Origin of the sequence: Ramlibacter sp. (genome assembly GCF_035548915.1) — a bacterium.
Taxonomy (GTDB): domain Bacteria; phylum Pseudomonadota; class Gammaproteobacteria; order Burkholderiales; family Burkholderiaceae_C; genus Ramlibacter.
Window position 1 is genome coordinate 135960 of the sequence record NZ_DASZSE010000054.1, and the last position, 15209, is coordinate 151168.

Annotated in this window: 12 protein-coding genes; all 12 read left to right on the forward strand. The window is 65.4% G+C overall.

Annotated elements, in window-relative coordinates:
• The first annotated feature begins 3 nt into the window (after window positions 1-3).
• On the forward strand, window positions 4-690 hold the full coding sequence (locus VHA82_RS24750; protein WP_325548311.1) for a TerC family protein: 687 nt from the start codon (window positions 4-6) through the stop codon (window positions 688-690).
• A 186-nt stretch (window positions 691-876) separates the two neighbouring features.
• Entirely contained in the window at window positions 877-3714 is a 2838-nt protein-coding gene (locus tag VHA82_RS24755; RefSeq protein WP_325548313.1) for a serine/threonine-protein kinase, read from the forward strand.
• A gap of 13 nt (window positions 3715-3727) precedes the next feature.
• Complete coding sequence (locus tag VHA82_RS24760; protein ID WP_325548315.1) at window positions 3728-4513, forward strand: Stp1/IreP family PP2C-type Ser/Thr phosphatase; 786 nt, start codon at window positions 3728-3730, stop codon at window positions 4511-4513.
• A gap of 58 nt (window positions 4514-4571) precedes the next feature.
• Window positions 4572-5264: an FHA domain-containing protein gene (locus VHA82_RS24765; RefSeq protein WP_325548317.1), complete on the forward strand. Its 693-nt coding sequence runs from the start codon at window positions 4572-4574 to the stop codon at window positions 5262-5264.
• Between the two features lie 28 nt (window positions 5265-5292).
• Entirely contained in the window at window positions 5293-7548 is a 2256-nt protein-coding gene (locus tag VHA82_RS24770) for an adenylate/guanylate cyclase domain-containing protein (RefSeq protein WP_325548320.1), read from the forward strand.
• 9 nt (window positions 7549-7557) lie between these two features.
• Window positions 7558-8349: a 3',5'-cyclic-nucleotide phosphodiesterase gene (locus VHA82_RS24775; RefSeq protein WP_325548322.1), complete on the forward strand. Its 792-nt coding sequence runs from the start codon at window positions 7558-7560 to the stop codon at window positions 8347-8349.
• Complete coding sequence (locus VHA82_RS24780; protein ID WP_325548325.1) at window positions 8346-10775, forward strand: GspE/PulE family protein; 2430 nt, start codon at window positions 8346-8348, stop codon at window positions 10773-10775. The genes VHA82_RS24775 and VHA82_RS24780 overlap by 4 nt, the downstream gene beginning before the upstream one ends.
• A gap of 1 nt (window position 10776) precedes the next feature.
• Window positions 10777-13095, forward strand: a complete 2319-nt coding sequence (locus VHA82_RS24785) for a tetratricopeptide repeat protein (protein ID WP_325548327.1) — start codon at window positions 10777-10779, stop codon at window positions 13093-13095.
• Window positions 13082-13630: a pilin gene (locus tag VHA82_RS24790; RefSeq protein WP_325548330.1), complete on the forward strand. Its 549-nt coding sequence runs from the start codon at window positions 13082-13084 to the stop codon at window positions 13628-13630. Before VHA82_RS24785 ends, VHA82_RS24790 begins: the two co-directional genes overlap by 14 nt.
• Before the next feature lie 172 nt (window positions 13631-13802).
• Window positions 13803-14204, forward strand: coding sequence for a pilin (locus tag VHA82_RS24795; RefSeq protein ID WP_325548332.1), 402 nt, complete (start codon window positions 13803-13805; stop codon window positions 14202-14204).
• Between the two features lie 156 nt (window positions 14205-14360).
• Window positions 14361-14762, forward strand: coding sequence for a pilin (locus VHA82_RS24800; protein ID WP_325548334.1), 402 nt, complete (start codon window positions 14361-14363; stop codon window positions 14760-14762).
• Window positions 14763-14833: 71 nt separating this feature from the next.
• The gene (locus tag VHA82_RS24805) at window positions 14834-15178 is read left to right on the forward strand and encodes a hypothetical protein (protein ID WP_325548336.1); all 345 of its coding nucleotides are present in this window, start codon (window positions 14834-14836) and stop codon (window positions 15176-15178) included.
• The last annotated feature ends 31 nt before the right edge of the window (window positions 15179-15209 follow it).

Here is a 15209-nt window from a genome sequence, read left to right on the forward strand (position 1 = left end):
GTCATGGAATTCCTGCAGAGTGCCGACTTCTGGATCGGGCTGGTGAAGATCGTCTGGATCAACATCATCCTGTCGGGCGACAACGCCGTCGTGATCGCGATGGCCGCGCGCACGCTGCCGGCAAACCAGCAAAAGCTCGCCGTGTTCTGGGGCTCGGGGGCCGCGGTCGTGCTGCGCGTGATCCTCACCGTGGTCGCGGCGTATCTGCTCGGGCTGTCCTATCTGCAGATCGTGGGCGGCCTGCTGCTCCTGTGGATCGGCGTGCAGCTCCTGTCGGAGGAAGAGGATGACGCGGGCGGCGAGGTGAGGCGCCGCGGCTCGCTCATGGCCGCGGTGCGCACGATCCTCATCGCGGACCTCGTGATGTCGCTCGACAACGTGATCGCCGTCGCGGCCGCCGCCCAGGGCAGCTACGTGCTTCTCATCCTCGGGCTGGCCATCAGCATCCCGCTCGTGATCTTCGGAGCGACGCTGCTCGTGACGCTCATGGAACGCTTTCCGATCATCGTGTCGCTCGGCGCCGCCCTGATCGGGTGGGTCGGCGGCGAGACGATCGCCAGCGATGTCGTGCTGCAGGATTTCGCCCACGCGAATCCGTGGCTGCACTATGCCGCCGCTGGCGCGGGCGCCGCGTTCGTGGTCTTGCTGGGCAAGGTTCTCCAGAGGCGCGTCGAGGCCGAATCGGCTTGACGGATCGAGGCACTCGCAGTTTTGCAACAAACTGTAGTGGGCTCGTGACAAAGTCCCTTGTGGCTCTTCCTGCCGTCTGTTAACGTCCCCGGCAGGAGTCCTTGCGCCCCCGGCGGTGGCGTCGTGGAAGCGCATACCTGTGTGCGAACACAGGCCACTCGAGCAGTTCGTCTAAGGGGCGGGGAAGTGAGCAAATCGTCATCTGCCAAGCGCGGCCAGTTCTGGCGCGCTGACTGGTTCGTCGGCGTCCTCGTGGTGCTGGCGGTGTTGCTGCTGAACGCCACCACGGATGCGATCGGCACGCTCGACCGCCGTTTCTACGATTTCGCGAGCACGTCGAGCGGCCGGCAGCCGTCGGACCGCGTCGCGATCATCGCGATAGACAACCAGAGCATCGCCAACATCGGCCGCTGGCCCTGGCCGCGCGACGTGCATGCCGAGATGATCGACAAGCTGGCCGGCGCGAAGGCCAAGGTGATCGTCGACAACGTCTTTTTCTTCGAGCCGCAGACCGACAAGGGGCTCCTGTTCATCCGCAAGCTGAAGGAAGTCCTCGGACCCGGCGCCGCTTCCGCCGGCGGGGTCGCCGAACAGCTGGACAAGGTGATCGGCGAAGCCGAGCGGGCGCTCGACACGGACGCCAAGCTGGCGGCGAGCATGCAAAAGGCCGGCAACGTTCTCGTGCCGTCGGTCTTCCAGCTGGGCGAGCCCCAGGGCCGCGTGGACAAGCCGCTGCCCGCGTTCGCGCTGAAAAGCGCGATCAAGGAGACGGCCGGCTTTTCCCATCCCGCGATGCGGGCTCAGGAGCCGATCGACATCATCGGCAATGCCGCCGCCGGCGTGGGCCACCTGAATCAGTGGAACGACGTCGACGGCTCGGTGCGGCAGGAGCCGCTGCTCGTGAACTACGACGGCAACGCGGTGCCCTCCATGGCGCTGCTCACGGCGATGAGGAGCCTGAACCTCACGCCCGCGGACATCAAGCTCAATGCCGGCGACTCGGTCCAGATCGGCAAGCTGCGCATCCGCACCGACGAGTCGGCGCACATGTTCCCGCAGTTCTACAAGGGCCGCGACGGCAAGCCCGCCTTCCAGATGGACTCGTTCTACGACGTCCTCTCCGGCAAGATTCCGGCCACCAAATACGCCGACAAGATCGTGCTGATCGGCCCCACGGCCGACGGCGTGGGCAACCTCTTTCCGACACCGGGCTACGCGGGGCTTTCGTCGGCCGAGATGATGGCCCACGTCACTTCCAGCATCCTCTCCGAGCACTTCATCGTGCAGCCGGGGTGGTCGACGTTCGCGAGCCTGGGCGTCTTCCTCCTGATCGCGGGCTACCTGGTCGTGGCGCTGCCGCGCCTCACGGCCGGCATGGCCGCGGGCGTGACGGGCGGCCTCTTCGTGCTGCTGCTGGCGTCGGAGTATTTCCTGCTCTCGGCGGGCTCGCTCTGGATCGCACTCATGGTGCCCGCGACGCTGCTCGTGATCGGCCACCTCGCCCTCACGACCAAGCGCTTCCTCGTGACCGAGGCGGGCAAGGTGAAGTCGGACGAGGAATCGGCCGAGACGAATCGCATGATGGGCCTCGCGCTGCAGGGCCAGGGCCAGCTCGACATGGCGTTCGATCGCTTCCGGCGCGTGCCCTTCAGCGACCCGCTGATGGACAACCTGAACAATCTGGCGCTCGACTTCGAGCGCAAGCGCCAGTTCAACAAGGCGCAGGCCGTGTACGAGCACATGGCCACCCACAACAAGAAATACAAGGACCTCGAGTCCAAGCTCAATCGCGCGAAGAACCTGTCAGAGACCGTGATGTTGGGCGGCGGCACCGCTCACCCCGGTGGCACGATGCTGCTGGATGGCGGCGGCGTCGAAAAGCCGATGCTCGGTCGCTACCAGGTGGAAAAGGAACTCGGCAAGGGCGCGATGGGCGTCGTCTACCTGGGCAAGGACCCGAAGATCGGCCGCGTGGTGGCGATCAAGACGATGGCCCTCTCGCAGGAGTTCGAGGGCGAGGAGCTGAACGACGCGCGCGAGCGCTTCTTCCGCGAGGCCGAGACGGCCGGGCGCCTGCAGCACCAGAACATCGTGACCATCTTCGACGCGGGCGAGGAACACGACCTCGCCTACATCGCGATGGAATTCCTGAAGGGCCGCGACCTGGTGGACTACTGCAAGGACGGGGCGCTGCTGCCCGTGCCGAGGGTGCTGTCGATCGTGGCGCGGGTGGCCGAGGCGCTTGCCTATGCGCACCGCCAGAACGTCGTGCACCGCGACATCAAGCCGGCCAACATCATGTACGAGGCGGATGCCGATACGGTGAAGGTGACCGACTTCGGCATCGCCCGCATCACCGACTCGAGCAAGACGAAGACGGGGCTCGTGCTCGGCACGCCGAGCTTCATGTCGCCCGAGCAGATCGCGGGCAAGAAGGTGGACGGCCGCTCGGACCTCTACTCGCTCGGGGTGATGCTGTTCCAGATGCTCACCGGCGTGCTGCCGTTCCGCGGCGACTCGATGGCGGAGCTCATGTACAAGATCGCCAACGAGGAGGCGCCGGACATCCGAATCATCCGCCGGGACCTCTCCGAGCGGCTGGCCAACGTCGTGGCCGTGGCGCTGTCCAAGCGCCCGGAGACGCGCTACCAGGACGGCGACGCATTCGCCGGGGACTTGCGCGCTGTGATGGCGGAGATGGCCGGGGGCCCGGTGGCATCGGCGGCCGCCGCCAACGCCAAGGCGCGCGGCGAGGCGGCGCTCGCGGCCGTGGCGTCGAGCGAGCCCGCCCACGAAGCCGCCGATTCCGACCGCACCGTGATCATGGGGCCGCCGCCGGGCGCCGAGCCGCAGGCGCCGGATAGTGGCTACGAACGCACAGTGATCCAGAGCGCTGTTCCTGCGGCGCGAGCGCCCGGCTATGATGCGTCCCATCGAGCCGACCCCGCACCCGACTTCGCAAAGACGGACGTGTTCGTCAGGCCCGATTTGTCGGGGCAGGGCGGCAAGGACCCGCAGGCCTGATCGTCCGACCCGTATGAACTACGAGTTTTGCATTCGCACCGACCCTGGTCTCGCGCGAGACAACAACGAAGATTCCGTCACGTTCGACGAGGGCGTGCGACTGGGCATCCTCGCCGACGGCATGGGAGGCTACAACGCGGGCGAGATCGCAAGCGGCATGGCCACCACGTTCATCAAGTCGGAGCTCGGGCGGTGGCTCGCTCAGGCGGGGCGCAACGCCAACCCGCGCGAGGTGCGCCGCGCGATGGAAATCTGCGTCGACAACGCCAACCGCTCCATCTTCAACGCCGCCAACTCCAATCCGCAGTACAGCGGCATGGGCACGACGCTCGTGATCGGGGTGTTTCAGGACGGCAAGCTGATGCTCGGGCACATTGGCGACTCGCGCTGCTATCGCCTGCGCGGCACGGATCTCGCGCAGATCACGAAGGACCATTCACTGCTGCAAGAGCAGATGGATGCGGGCCTGATCACGCCGGAGCAAGCCGCCACCTCCACCAACAAGAACCTGGTGACGCGCGCGCTCGGCGTGGAAGACGCGGTCCTGCTCGAGGTGAACGAACACAGAGTGGAGCCCGGCGACATCTACATGATGTGCTCGGACGGTCTGTCCGATATGCTCGACGACCCGGGCATTCAGAAGATCCTCGCGAGCGAAGGTGGGCTGGAGCAGAAGGTGGCCCAGCTCGTGGATGCGGCAAACGCGAATGGAGGACGGGACAACATCTCGGTTCTGCTGGCCCAGGCCAACAGCGGCTCCAAAAAAAGAGGCTTGATCTCGCGTTTGTTGGGACAATAGCGACGAGCCTTTTGGTATTAGCGTGTCGAGGAACGGATTTGAACGATAGGAGTCGACCATGCCGAAAATGATCGTTTCGATCGACGGTGTCGTCATCAAGGAAGTGCAGCTGACGAAGGACCGCACCACCCTCGGGAGGCGGCCCTACAACGACATCGTGATCGACAACCTCGCGGTGAGCGGCGAACACGCGGTGCTTCAGATGAGCGGCAACGAGGTTTACCTCGAAGACCTGAATTCCACCAACGGCACGTACGTGAACGGCAAGGCCGTGAAGAAGCAGCTGTTGCAGAATAACGACACGATCGAGATCGGCAAGTACAAGATCAAGTTCGTCGGCGAAGCGGCCGGTCCCACGTTCGAGCGCACCATGATCATGAAGCCGGGGGTGATCCCGCCTCCGGTGGCCAAGCCCGCGGCCGGGGCGCAGCCGGCGGCCGGGGCCACGGCCGGCGCCGCCACGGCCGTGGCGGAGGACCTGTCTTCCATCAGTGCGAGCATCAAGGTCCTCTCCGGCGCGGCCGCGGGGCGGGAAGTCGCCCTCGTGAAGGTGGTGACGACCATCGGCAAGCCCGGCGTGGCGGTGGCCGCGATCACCAAGCGCCCGCACGGCTTCGTCGTCGCGCACGTCGAGGGCTCCAACAAGCCCACGCTCAATGGCGCGGCCATCGGCGCGGAGCCGGTGACGCTGAAGAACGGCGACTTGCTGGAGCTGGCCGGCACGCAGATGCAATTCGTCCAGGCGGCTTGACCCGCCGGATTCGGGGCGGGAAGGCATCATGGACCTGATCGCCAAGCACGGCTCGCGCATCGCGGTCACGCTGATTCCCCTCGTCTTCGCGCTGCTGCATGCGATCGGCATCCTGCCGATCGGCGTGCTCGGGCGCCTCGACGACATCATCTACGACGCGCGCCTGCGCGCCACCATGCCGGGGACGCTCGACGAGCGCATCGTCATCGTCGACATCGACGAGAAGAGCCTCGCGGAGATCGGGCACTGGCCGTGGAGCCGGAACCGGCTCGCCGACCTCGTCGACGAACTGTTCGACCGGCAGAAAGCGGCGCTCGCGGGCTTCGACGTGGTGTTCCCGGAGCCGGACGACACGTCGGGCCTGAAGCGCCTGCGCCAGCTCGCCACCGGAGAACTCAAGGACACACCGGGATTTTCCGATCGCCTGAGCCAGCTGCAGGGCTCGCTCGACTACGACGCGCTCTTTGCGAAGTCACTGAAGGACCGGCCGGTGGTGCTTGGCTACTACTTCACGAGCGAGGATCGCGAAGCGCGCGAGGCGGGCCTGCTGCCCGCGCCCGTGATGACGCGCGAAGCGCTGAACGGGCGGCCCATCAAGTTCGTCCACTACACGGGCTACGGCTCGAACATCGAACAGCTCGCGAAGGCGGCGCCGCAGGCCGGCTTCTTCAATCCGATTCCCGATGCCGATGGCGTGATCCGCTCGGTGCCGCTCGTCGCGGAGTACAAGGACCAGTTCTACGAGTCTCTCGCGCTCGCGATGTTTCGCATGCTCTCGGGCATGCCCAAAGTCGAGCCCGGCTTTCCGCCCGAGCGCTATCTGCCCAAGCAGTACCAGGGCCTCGACAGCATCCGGCTGCGCCTCGGGCAGCGCACGTTCGACATTCCGGTGGCCGAGAGCGTGCTCACGCTCGTGCCGTACCGCGGCCGCGGCGGCATTCACGGCGGCTCTTACAAGTACATGTCGGCGGCCGACCTGCTCGCCGGGCGCATTCCGCCCGAATCGCTCAAGGGCAAGATCGTTCTCGTGGGCACCACGGCGCCGGGGCTGCTGGACTTGCGGGTGACGCCCGTGGGGGAAGCCTACGCCGGAGTCGAAACGCACGCCAACCTGATCTCGGGCCTCCTGGACAACAAGATTCCGGTGAAGCCCGACTACGCGCTCGGCTACGACCTCGTGATCCTCGTGATCGCGGGCCTCACGCTCGCGTTCGGGCTGCCGCTGCTGTCGGCGCCGCGCGCCGTCATGCTGAGCGTGGTGGTGATCGCCGCCGTGACCGCGATCAACACGTGGTTCTATCTCTCGTACAGCCTGGTGCTGCCGCTCGCGGCGGCGCTCGTGATGTGCCTCACGGCGTTCGCGCTCAACATGAGCTACGGCTACTTTGTCGAAAGCCGCAGCAAGCGCGAGCTGGCCCACATGTTCGGCACCTACGTGCCGCCGGAACTCGTGGACGAGATGGTGAAGCAAGGCGCCGAGAACTTCAGCATGGAGGCGACCAACAAGGAGCTGACGGTGATGTTCTGCGACATGCGCGGCTTCACGAAGCTCTCCGAGAAGATGGAGCCGACGCAGCTGCAGGCACTGCTGAACGTCCTCTTCAACCGCCTCACCGACGTGATCCGCGGCAATCGCGGCACGATCGACAAGTACATGGGCGACTGCGTGATGGCCTTCTGGGGCGCTCCGGTGGACATCCCGAACCACGCGCAGCTCGCGGTGAAGACCTCGATGGAAATGGCCAACGCGGTGCGCAAGATCAACGAGGAGCACCGGGCTAAGGGTATTCCCGAGATCGGCGTCGGCATCGGGCTGAATACCGGAACGATGTGCGTCGGCAACATGGGCTCGGAAATCCGGCAGGCCTATACGGTGATCGGCGACGCCGTGAACCTGGGGTCCCGGCTGGAGGGCCTTTCCAAGGTCTACGGGGTGGACATCGTGGTGAGCGAGACCACCCGCAGGCTGGCGCCGGAATTCGCCTGGCAGGAGCTCGATCGGGTCCGGGTCAAGGGCAAGGAGCAGGCGGTGGCCATCTTCTGGCCGGTTGCCCCTGCCGACCGCGTGGACAAGAGCGTCGCCGACGAACTGAAGACGTGGGCCGCGTTCCTGAAGGCCTACCGCGCCCAGGAGTGGGACCAGTGCGATGTCCTGCTGCTGAATCTGCAGCGGATGAATGCAAAAAAATACCTTTACGAGCTGTACTCCGAACGTGTAGCCTCGATGAGATTGCTCCCTTTCGATCCCTCGTGGGACGGGGCGACCAATTTCGAGACCAAGTAAGGGCTACCAATGAAGGTCAGGGTTCTGGGCTGCTCCGGCGCGATCTCGAAGGACTGCCGGACCACGTCCTTCCTGATCGACAACGACGTGCTGGTCGACGCCGGCACGGGCGTGGGCGACCTGACCCTGGACGAGATGAAGGCCGTGAAGCACGTGATGCTCACGCACTCGCACCTGGATCACATCGCCGCGCTGCCGCTCATGACGGATGCGATCGCCTCCTCGCTCGCCGAGCCGATCCAGGTGCATGCGCTGCCGGGCACGATCGCGGCGATCAAGAGCCACGTTCTGAACAACGTGATCTGGCCGGACTTCAGCCGCATTCCGACGCCCGAGCAGCCCTTCATCAGCTTCCACGAGCTTCACGTCGGCCAGACGCTCGAGATCAACGGAAAGTACATCGAGGTGCTCCCCGCGGTCCACACGGTGCCGGCCTGCGGCTACGCGATCACGGCGGGCAAGGGCTGCTGGGTGTTCACCGGAGACACCGAGCGCAACCCCGCGTTCTGGCGCCGCATCAACCAGATGGAAGTGGCCGCGCTCATCATCGAGACGGCGTTTTCCAACCGCGAGAAGGCGCTTGCCAAGCGCAGCCTGCACCTGTCGCCGAGCGCGCTCGCGGAGGAGCTCGATCACATCGACAAGTCCAAGCGCTTTCCGATCTTCATCACGCACACCAAGCCGGCCGAGACCGAGCTGATCATGACCGAGATCCAGAAGTTCGACCAGACGCAGCCGTTCGGTCCGAACGTCGTTCACGACATCCGGTGGCTGCGGGCTGGCCAGGAGTTTGACCTATGAACGCAGTGCTCAAGCCCCACCTGGAACGCGATTCGCAGGCGTTCTTCGAGTCCCAGATGCTCCCGCCGGAGAAGCGGGGCGTCACGTTCGAGGCGCTTTTCTACAAGCAGCTGCAGACCGTCACCACCAAGATTCACGCCACCGAGAACATCGACCAGATCATGCTCGAGGCGAGCCAGGACATCTGCAAGCTGTTCAACGCCGACCGGCTCACGCTCTACGCGATCAACGAGGAACGCAACGCGATCGTCTCGAAGATCAAGACGGGTCTGAACACCAACAAGGACCTGAAGCTGCCGATCAGCCCGCAAAGCCTCGCGGGCTTCTGCGCGATGTCCAAGCAGATGCTCAACATCTCGGACGCCTACGACGAAGACGCGCTGAAGCGCATCGACCCGCGGCTGTCCTTCGCCACCGCCAAGGAGGTGGATCGCCGCTCGGGCTACCGCACGAAGCAGATGCTGCTCATGCCGATCCTGGACGGCGACGTCCTGCACGGCGTGGTGCAGGTGATCAACAACAAGAGCGACCAGCCCTTCGGCGACCTCGAGATCGAAGGCGCGAACCAGCTCTGCGCGACGCTTGCCACCGCCATCCGCCAGCGCATGCAGAAGGCGGAGGAGCAAAACCGCCGCAAGTCCACCAAGTACGACGGCCTCCTGAAGGAAGGCGTGATCACGGCCGACGAGCTCTCCGAGGCGATCCGGAAGGCGCGCGAGGAAGTGAAGCCGGTGGAGCACATCCTGATGGCGGACTACCACATCCGCCCGGCGCAGATCGGCCCGTCGCTCGCGAAGTTCTTCGGCGTGCCCTACGAGCCGTTCAGCGGCACCCGCATCAAGATCGAATCGCTGCACGGCAACCTGAAGCGCGAGTTCCTGATGGAGCAAGGCTGGGTGCCGCTGGAAGAGTCCCCGGACGGCCTCATCATCATGTGCATGGACCCGGAGGCCGTGCGCGGCTCCAAGATGGTCCCGCAGGTCTTTCAGCGCTACAACAAGTTCAGCTACCGCGTGACGACCGCGACCGAGTTCGAGGAGACCATCGCGCAGCTCTACGGCGCGACCGAAGCCGACGGCGGCGCCTCGATCGACGAACTGCTCGCGGACCTCAACGCGCCGGTGGACGACGAAGGCTCCGACGAGGGCGGCGACGCCGCTTCGGCGGCGGCCGACAACGAACTCGTGAAGTTCGTGAACAAGGTGATCGTGGACGCGTACAACATGCGCGCCTCGGACATCCACATCGAGCCGATGCCCGGCAAGCTGAAGACCGGCATCCGCCTGCGCATCGACGGGTCGCTGCAGAACTTCATCGAGGTGCCCTCGCATTTCCGGCAGGCGCTCACCACGCGGCTGAAGATCATGTGCGACCTCGATATCTCCGAGAAGAGAAAGCCCCAGGACGGCAAGATCAAGTTCAAGAAGTGGGGCCCGCTCGACATCGAGTTGCGCGTGGCGACGATTCCCTCGGCGGGCGGCGTGGAGGACGTCGTGATGCGTATCCTCGCGGCGGGCGAGCCGATCCCGATGGAAAAGCTCGGCCTCACGCCGCACAACAAGGAAGCCCTCGAGAAGACCGTGAGCAAGCCCTACGGGCTCTTCTACGTCTGCGGCCCGACGGGCTCCGGCAAGACGACGACGCTGCACTCGATCCTGAAGTTCCTGAACACTCCCGACACGAAGATCTGGACCGCCGAGGACCCCGTGGAAATCACGCAGAAGGGCCTGCGCCAGGTGCAGATCAACAAGAAGGCGGGCATCGACTTCGCGCTCGTCATGCGCGCCTTCCTGCGCGCCGACCCGGACATCATCATGGTGGGCGAGTCGCGCGACAAGGAAACGGTGTCGATGGGCATCGAAGCCTCGCTCACGGGCCACCTCGTGTTCTCCACGCTGCACACGAACTCGGCGCCGGAATCCATCATCCGCCTGCTGGACATGGGCATGGACCCGTTCAACTTCGCGGACGCCCTCCTCGGCATCCTCGCGCAGCGGCTTGCGAAGCGCCTGTGCGAATGCAAGGAGAGCTATTTCCCCGAGCAGGAGGAGATCAAGACCTTCATCGCGGAGTACGTCGAAGACCTGCGGCACACCACCGCCTGGAAGGCCGACTACGCGGGCGAGGCGAAGAAGCTCTACGAAACCTGGGTGAACAACTACGGCGAAGGCGGCCGCCTGAAGTTCTATCGGGCCGTGGGCTGCGACAAGTGCAACAAGACCGGCTACAAGGGCCGGCTCGGCCTGCACGAGCTGCTCGTGGCCACCGACGAAGTGAAGAAGCTGATCCAGGAGCGCGCGCGCGTGGCCGACATCTTCGTCGAAGCGGTCGCGAGCGGCATGCGCACCCTGAAGATGGACGGCATGGAGAAGATCATGATGGGCATCACCGACCTGAAGCAGGTGCGGTCCGTCTGCATCAAGTAGCGTGCTTCGCAACATCCTTCGCAACGCGATCGGGCGCTCGCGCTCCGTCTCCACGCCCGACGAGGTGCGCGCGCTCATCGTGCGCGGCCGCCTCGACGACGCGGCCGCGGCGGTGAGCCACCTGCACCCGGACACACCGGCGCGCGAGCGCGTGCAGATGTGCCTGGAAGCGGAGATCGCGTTTCGCCAGGGCCGCGACGCCGAGGCCGAACGGCGCTTTCGCGCCGTGCTGCAGGAAGACCCGAGCCAGCCCGATGCGCACTACGGGCTGTCGCTGCTTCTCTTCGAAAAGAACGAGGGCGAATCGGCTCTGCGCCACGCGCAGTTCGCCTGCAGCGCGAATCCCCAGGAGGGGCGTTTCCTCGCGCAGCTGGGACTGTGCCATGTGAATCTCGGCAACTATCCGGTGGCCGAAGGCTTGCTGCGCTCGGCGCTCAGGGCCCTTCCGGAAGACAAGACCTGCTGGAACAACATGGGCATCGTGCAGGCCGCCAAGGGGAACGTCGCGTACGCGCGCCAATGCTTCAACAAGGCGGTGGCGCTGGACCCGCAATTCCGCAATGCGCGCGAGAACCTCGTGCTGCTCGAGGAGCAGCAGGCGCAGGCTCCGGCCGCGGCGCACGCGATCGAATCGCCACGCGCCCCGGAAGAGCTCGCGGCAGTCAATCCCGCGGTGGACCAGCGCGAGGCCGAGAAGCCGGCCTGGGCCGAGCGGATGCAGGAAAAGCCCGAGTGGGACGCCGCCTGGCACGACATCATCGGCTTGCATCGGCAGGAACGCTTCGACGAGGCGATGAACGCCGCCGAAGACCTCGCGGGCCGCCACGCCGACGACCCGCGCCTCGCGGTGGAGCTCGCGAAACTCTACACGGCGCAAGGTGACGTGCAAGGCGGCATCGACTCGCTGCTCGCGTTCCTGAAGCAGCATCCCGACGAGCCGCTCGCCCTCGTCGCATTGGGACGAACGTACACGTCGGTCACCGATTTCAAGCCCGCCGAGCCGTGCCTGCGCAAGGCGGTTCGACTCGCTCCCGACGACTGGGATGCGCACGGCGCGCTCGGAGAGATGCTGCACCTGAGCATGCGCTACGCGGAGGCGAGCGAAGAGGCGCAGCGCGCGGTGGACCTCGCGCCGACGCGCAGGCCGCGGCTCATCGCGCAGCTCGCGGCGTCGCAGGTGATGGCGTGCCGCTACGACGAGGGGCTCGCGACCTACGACGAACTCTTCGCGCTGAAGCCGATGAAGGGCAACCCGGCGCTCGGCGGCTACTCGCTCGCGCTCGCGTACAAGGGACGCTTCGAGGAGTCGGAAGCGATCCTGAACGAGCTGCTCGCATTCAACCCCAACGAGCCGGGCCTGCGCATCCAGCGCGCGCAATTGCGCCTGCTGCACGAACGCTACGCCGAAGGATGGGACGACTACCTGTACCGGGGACTCGCGCACACCAAGTTCTTCCGCGTGCTGCCGTTTCCGATGTGGGAAGGCGAGCCGCTCGAAGGCCGCACGATCGTCGTGCTCGCGGAGCAAGGCCTCGGCGACCAGGTGATGTTCGCCTCGTGCCTGCCCGACCTGCTCGCGCTGAATCCGAAGAAGGTGCACGTCGAGGCGATCACGCGCGTCGCGCCCACGCTCGCGCGCTCGTTTGCGCAGTGCCATGTCATTCCAAGCAACCAGAACCGCAATCTCGAATGGGTGAAGGACGCCTGGGGCGCCGACTGCTACGTGCCGCTCGCGGACCTGCCCGCGCGCTTTCGCCGCAGCCGCGAGGCGTTCCCGCAGCTTCCGTTTCTGAAAGCCGATCCCGCGCGTGTGGACTACTGGAAATCCGAACTCGCGAAGCGCGGGCCGGCACCGTACATCGGCCTGTCGTGGCGAGGCGGCGTGGAGCTCACGCGCAAGGTGCTGCGCAGCTTCGCGCCCGATACGCTCTACCCGCTCGTGCAGGACATCCCCGCGACGTGGATCAACCTGCAGTACGGCGACGTCGCGGCCGATCTCGAGACGGCGCGCGCGGCCGGCATGGAAATCCATCACTGGCCCGAGGCGATCAAGGACCTCGACGAATTCGCCGCGCTCATCACGGCACTCGATGCCGTGGTCACCGTGTGCAATACGACCGTTCACTACGCGGGCGCGATCGGACGCAAGGTCTGGGTCATCGCCCCCGACATCCCCGAATGGCGCTACGGACTTCGATTCGAGCGGATGCCTTGGTATGCGGACGTCACCGTGCTGCGGCAACGCGTGCACGGCGACTGGAGCGAACCGGTCGCACGTGCCGCGCGCGAGCTTGCCGCCTGGCTCGGTGAACGCCACTGACAAGGCGCTGACCGAAGCTTTCGCACAAATCGATCCGCTCGTCGATCCGCTCGTCGGTGCGCTGCGTGGTACGGAATTTGCGGCGTATGGACCTGCGGCCATCGAGGCCGTGTCCACATCAGGAGCACACGAAATGAAACAACTTCAGAGGGGCTTCACCCTTATCGAACTGATGATCGTGGTGGCGATCATCGGTATCCTGGCGGCCGTCGCGCTGCCGGCTTACCAGGACTACACCATCCGCGCTCGCGTGTCGGAAATGATGCTGGCCGCTTCCTCGGCTCGCACCTCCGTCACCGAGCAATGCCAGCAGAACAACAGCTGCTCGAGCATCACGGGTATCGTGATCAACTCGTCGCAGTATGTCGACGCGGGCAGTGTGTCCACCAACGGACAGATCGAAGTGAGTGCGAAGGCCGCCCTGGGCACCAACGCCTTCACGATCTCGCTCACCCCGAGCTGGACGGGCCAGACGGCGGTGTGGACGTGCAACACGTCCATCGCCAAGTTCGCCCCGGCCTCCTGCCGCGGTTGACACGGATGGGCCGCAGGCCCGGGCCGGTTGACAGGATCGGTCCGGTTTCCTGCCGGTTCCTGCTCATGGAACCTTCCAGTCGTGAAATAAGCACGCTTTTTACGGGTGGTACGGAATTTGCCCCTTGGGGGTTGCGGCCATAAGGCCGTTCCCAATCGAGAGGTGAGAGAGCATGAGAAAGCTGCAGCAGGGTTTTACCCTCATCGAACTGATGATCGGGGTGGCGATCATCGGTATCCTGGCGGCCGTCGCGCTGCCTGCGTACCAGGACTACACCATCCGCGCACGCGTGTCGGAAATGATGCTGGCCGCCTCCTCGGCTCGCACCGCCGTCACCGAGCAGTGCCAGAACAACAACAGTTGTTCGAGCATCTCGGGCGTCGTGATCAACTCGTCGCAATACGTGGACGCGGGAAGCGTGTCCACCAACGGCAAGATCGAGGTGAGCGCGAAGGCCGCCCTGGGCACCAACGCCTTCACGATCTCGCTCACCCCGAGCTGGACGGGACAGACGGCGGTGTGGACCTGCAACTCGTCCATCGCCAAGTTCGCCCCGGCTTCCTGCCGCGGTTAAGCGCAATTTGCGCCGCCCGCCGGTCGACTTGACAAATTGTGCCGGCGGGGCTGTCAAGAATTGTCTGTCCGGGGGCGCGCAGCGCCCCTTTTTCGCGTGGTACGGAACTTGCGATTCGGCCCGGCGGCGATCGGCCGTATCCCAGGAGGAGAGTGCATGAAGAAGCTTCAGAGGGGCTTTACCCTCATCGAACTGATGATCGTGGTGGCGATCATCGGTATCCTGGCGGCCGTCGCTCTGCCGGCTTATCAGGACTACACCATCCGCGCGCGCGTGTCGGAAATGATGCTGGCCGCTTCCTCGGCCCGCACCTCCGTCACCGAGCAATGCCAGCAGAACAACAGCTGCTCGAGCATCACGGGTGTCGTGATCAACTCGTCGCAGTATGTCGACGCGGGCAGCGTGTCCACGAGCGGCAAGATCGAAGTGAGCGCGAAGGCTGCCCTGGGTACCAATGCCTTCACGATCTCGCTCACCCCGAGCTGGACGGGCCAGACGGCGGTGTGGACCTGCAACACGTCCATCGCCAAGTTCGCCCCGGCTTCCTGCCGCGGCTGATCGCTTCCATCCGATGATTCCGAGGGGGCTCTGCGGAGCCCCTTCGTTTTACTGCCATACTCCCGCTCACCATGGGCCTCTTTTCCAGCAAGACCGACGTCCAGGCATTCGCGCGCGAACTCGCGGGCCGCGTGGCCAAGCGCTATCCGCCCGAACTGGATAAACAGGCCGGCAAGCGGCCCTCCGTGAACCGCCTCACGCGGATCATGGAAGACACGTGTTCGGCCGCCGTCGAATTCCGCGACCAGCACAAGCTCGGATGGTTCGGCCGGGCGCGCCTGGGCAACGCGTTCAAATGGGAGCTGACCGAGCTCGGATACAGCACCGAGTTCGTGGACTTCGCGACCGAAGCCGTCGTCGTCCACCTTTCGCGCAAGGCGTCGGCACCCGCGGCGCCCGCGTCGGGCGAGCATTGAGGCATCCCGGCCGGCCCTCACGGTCTCGGCG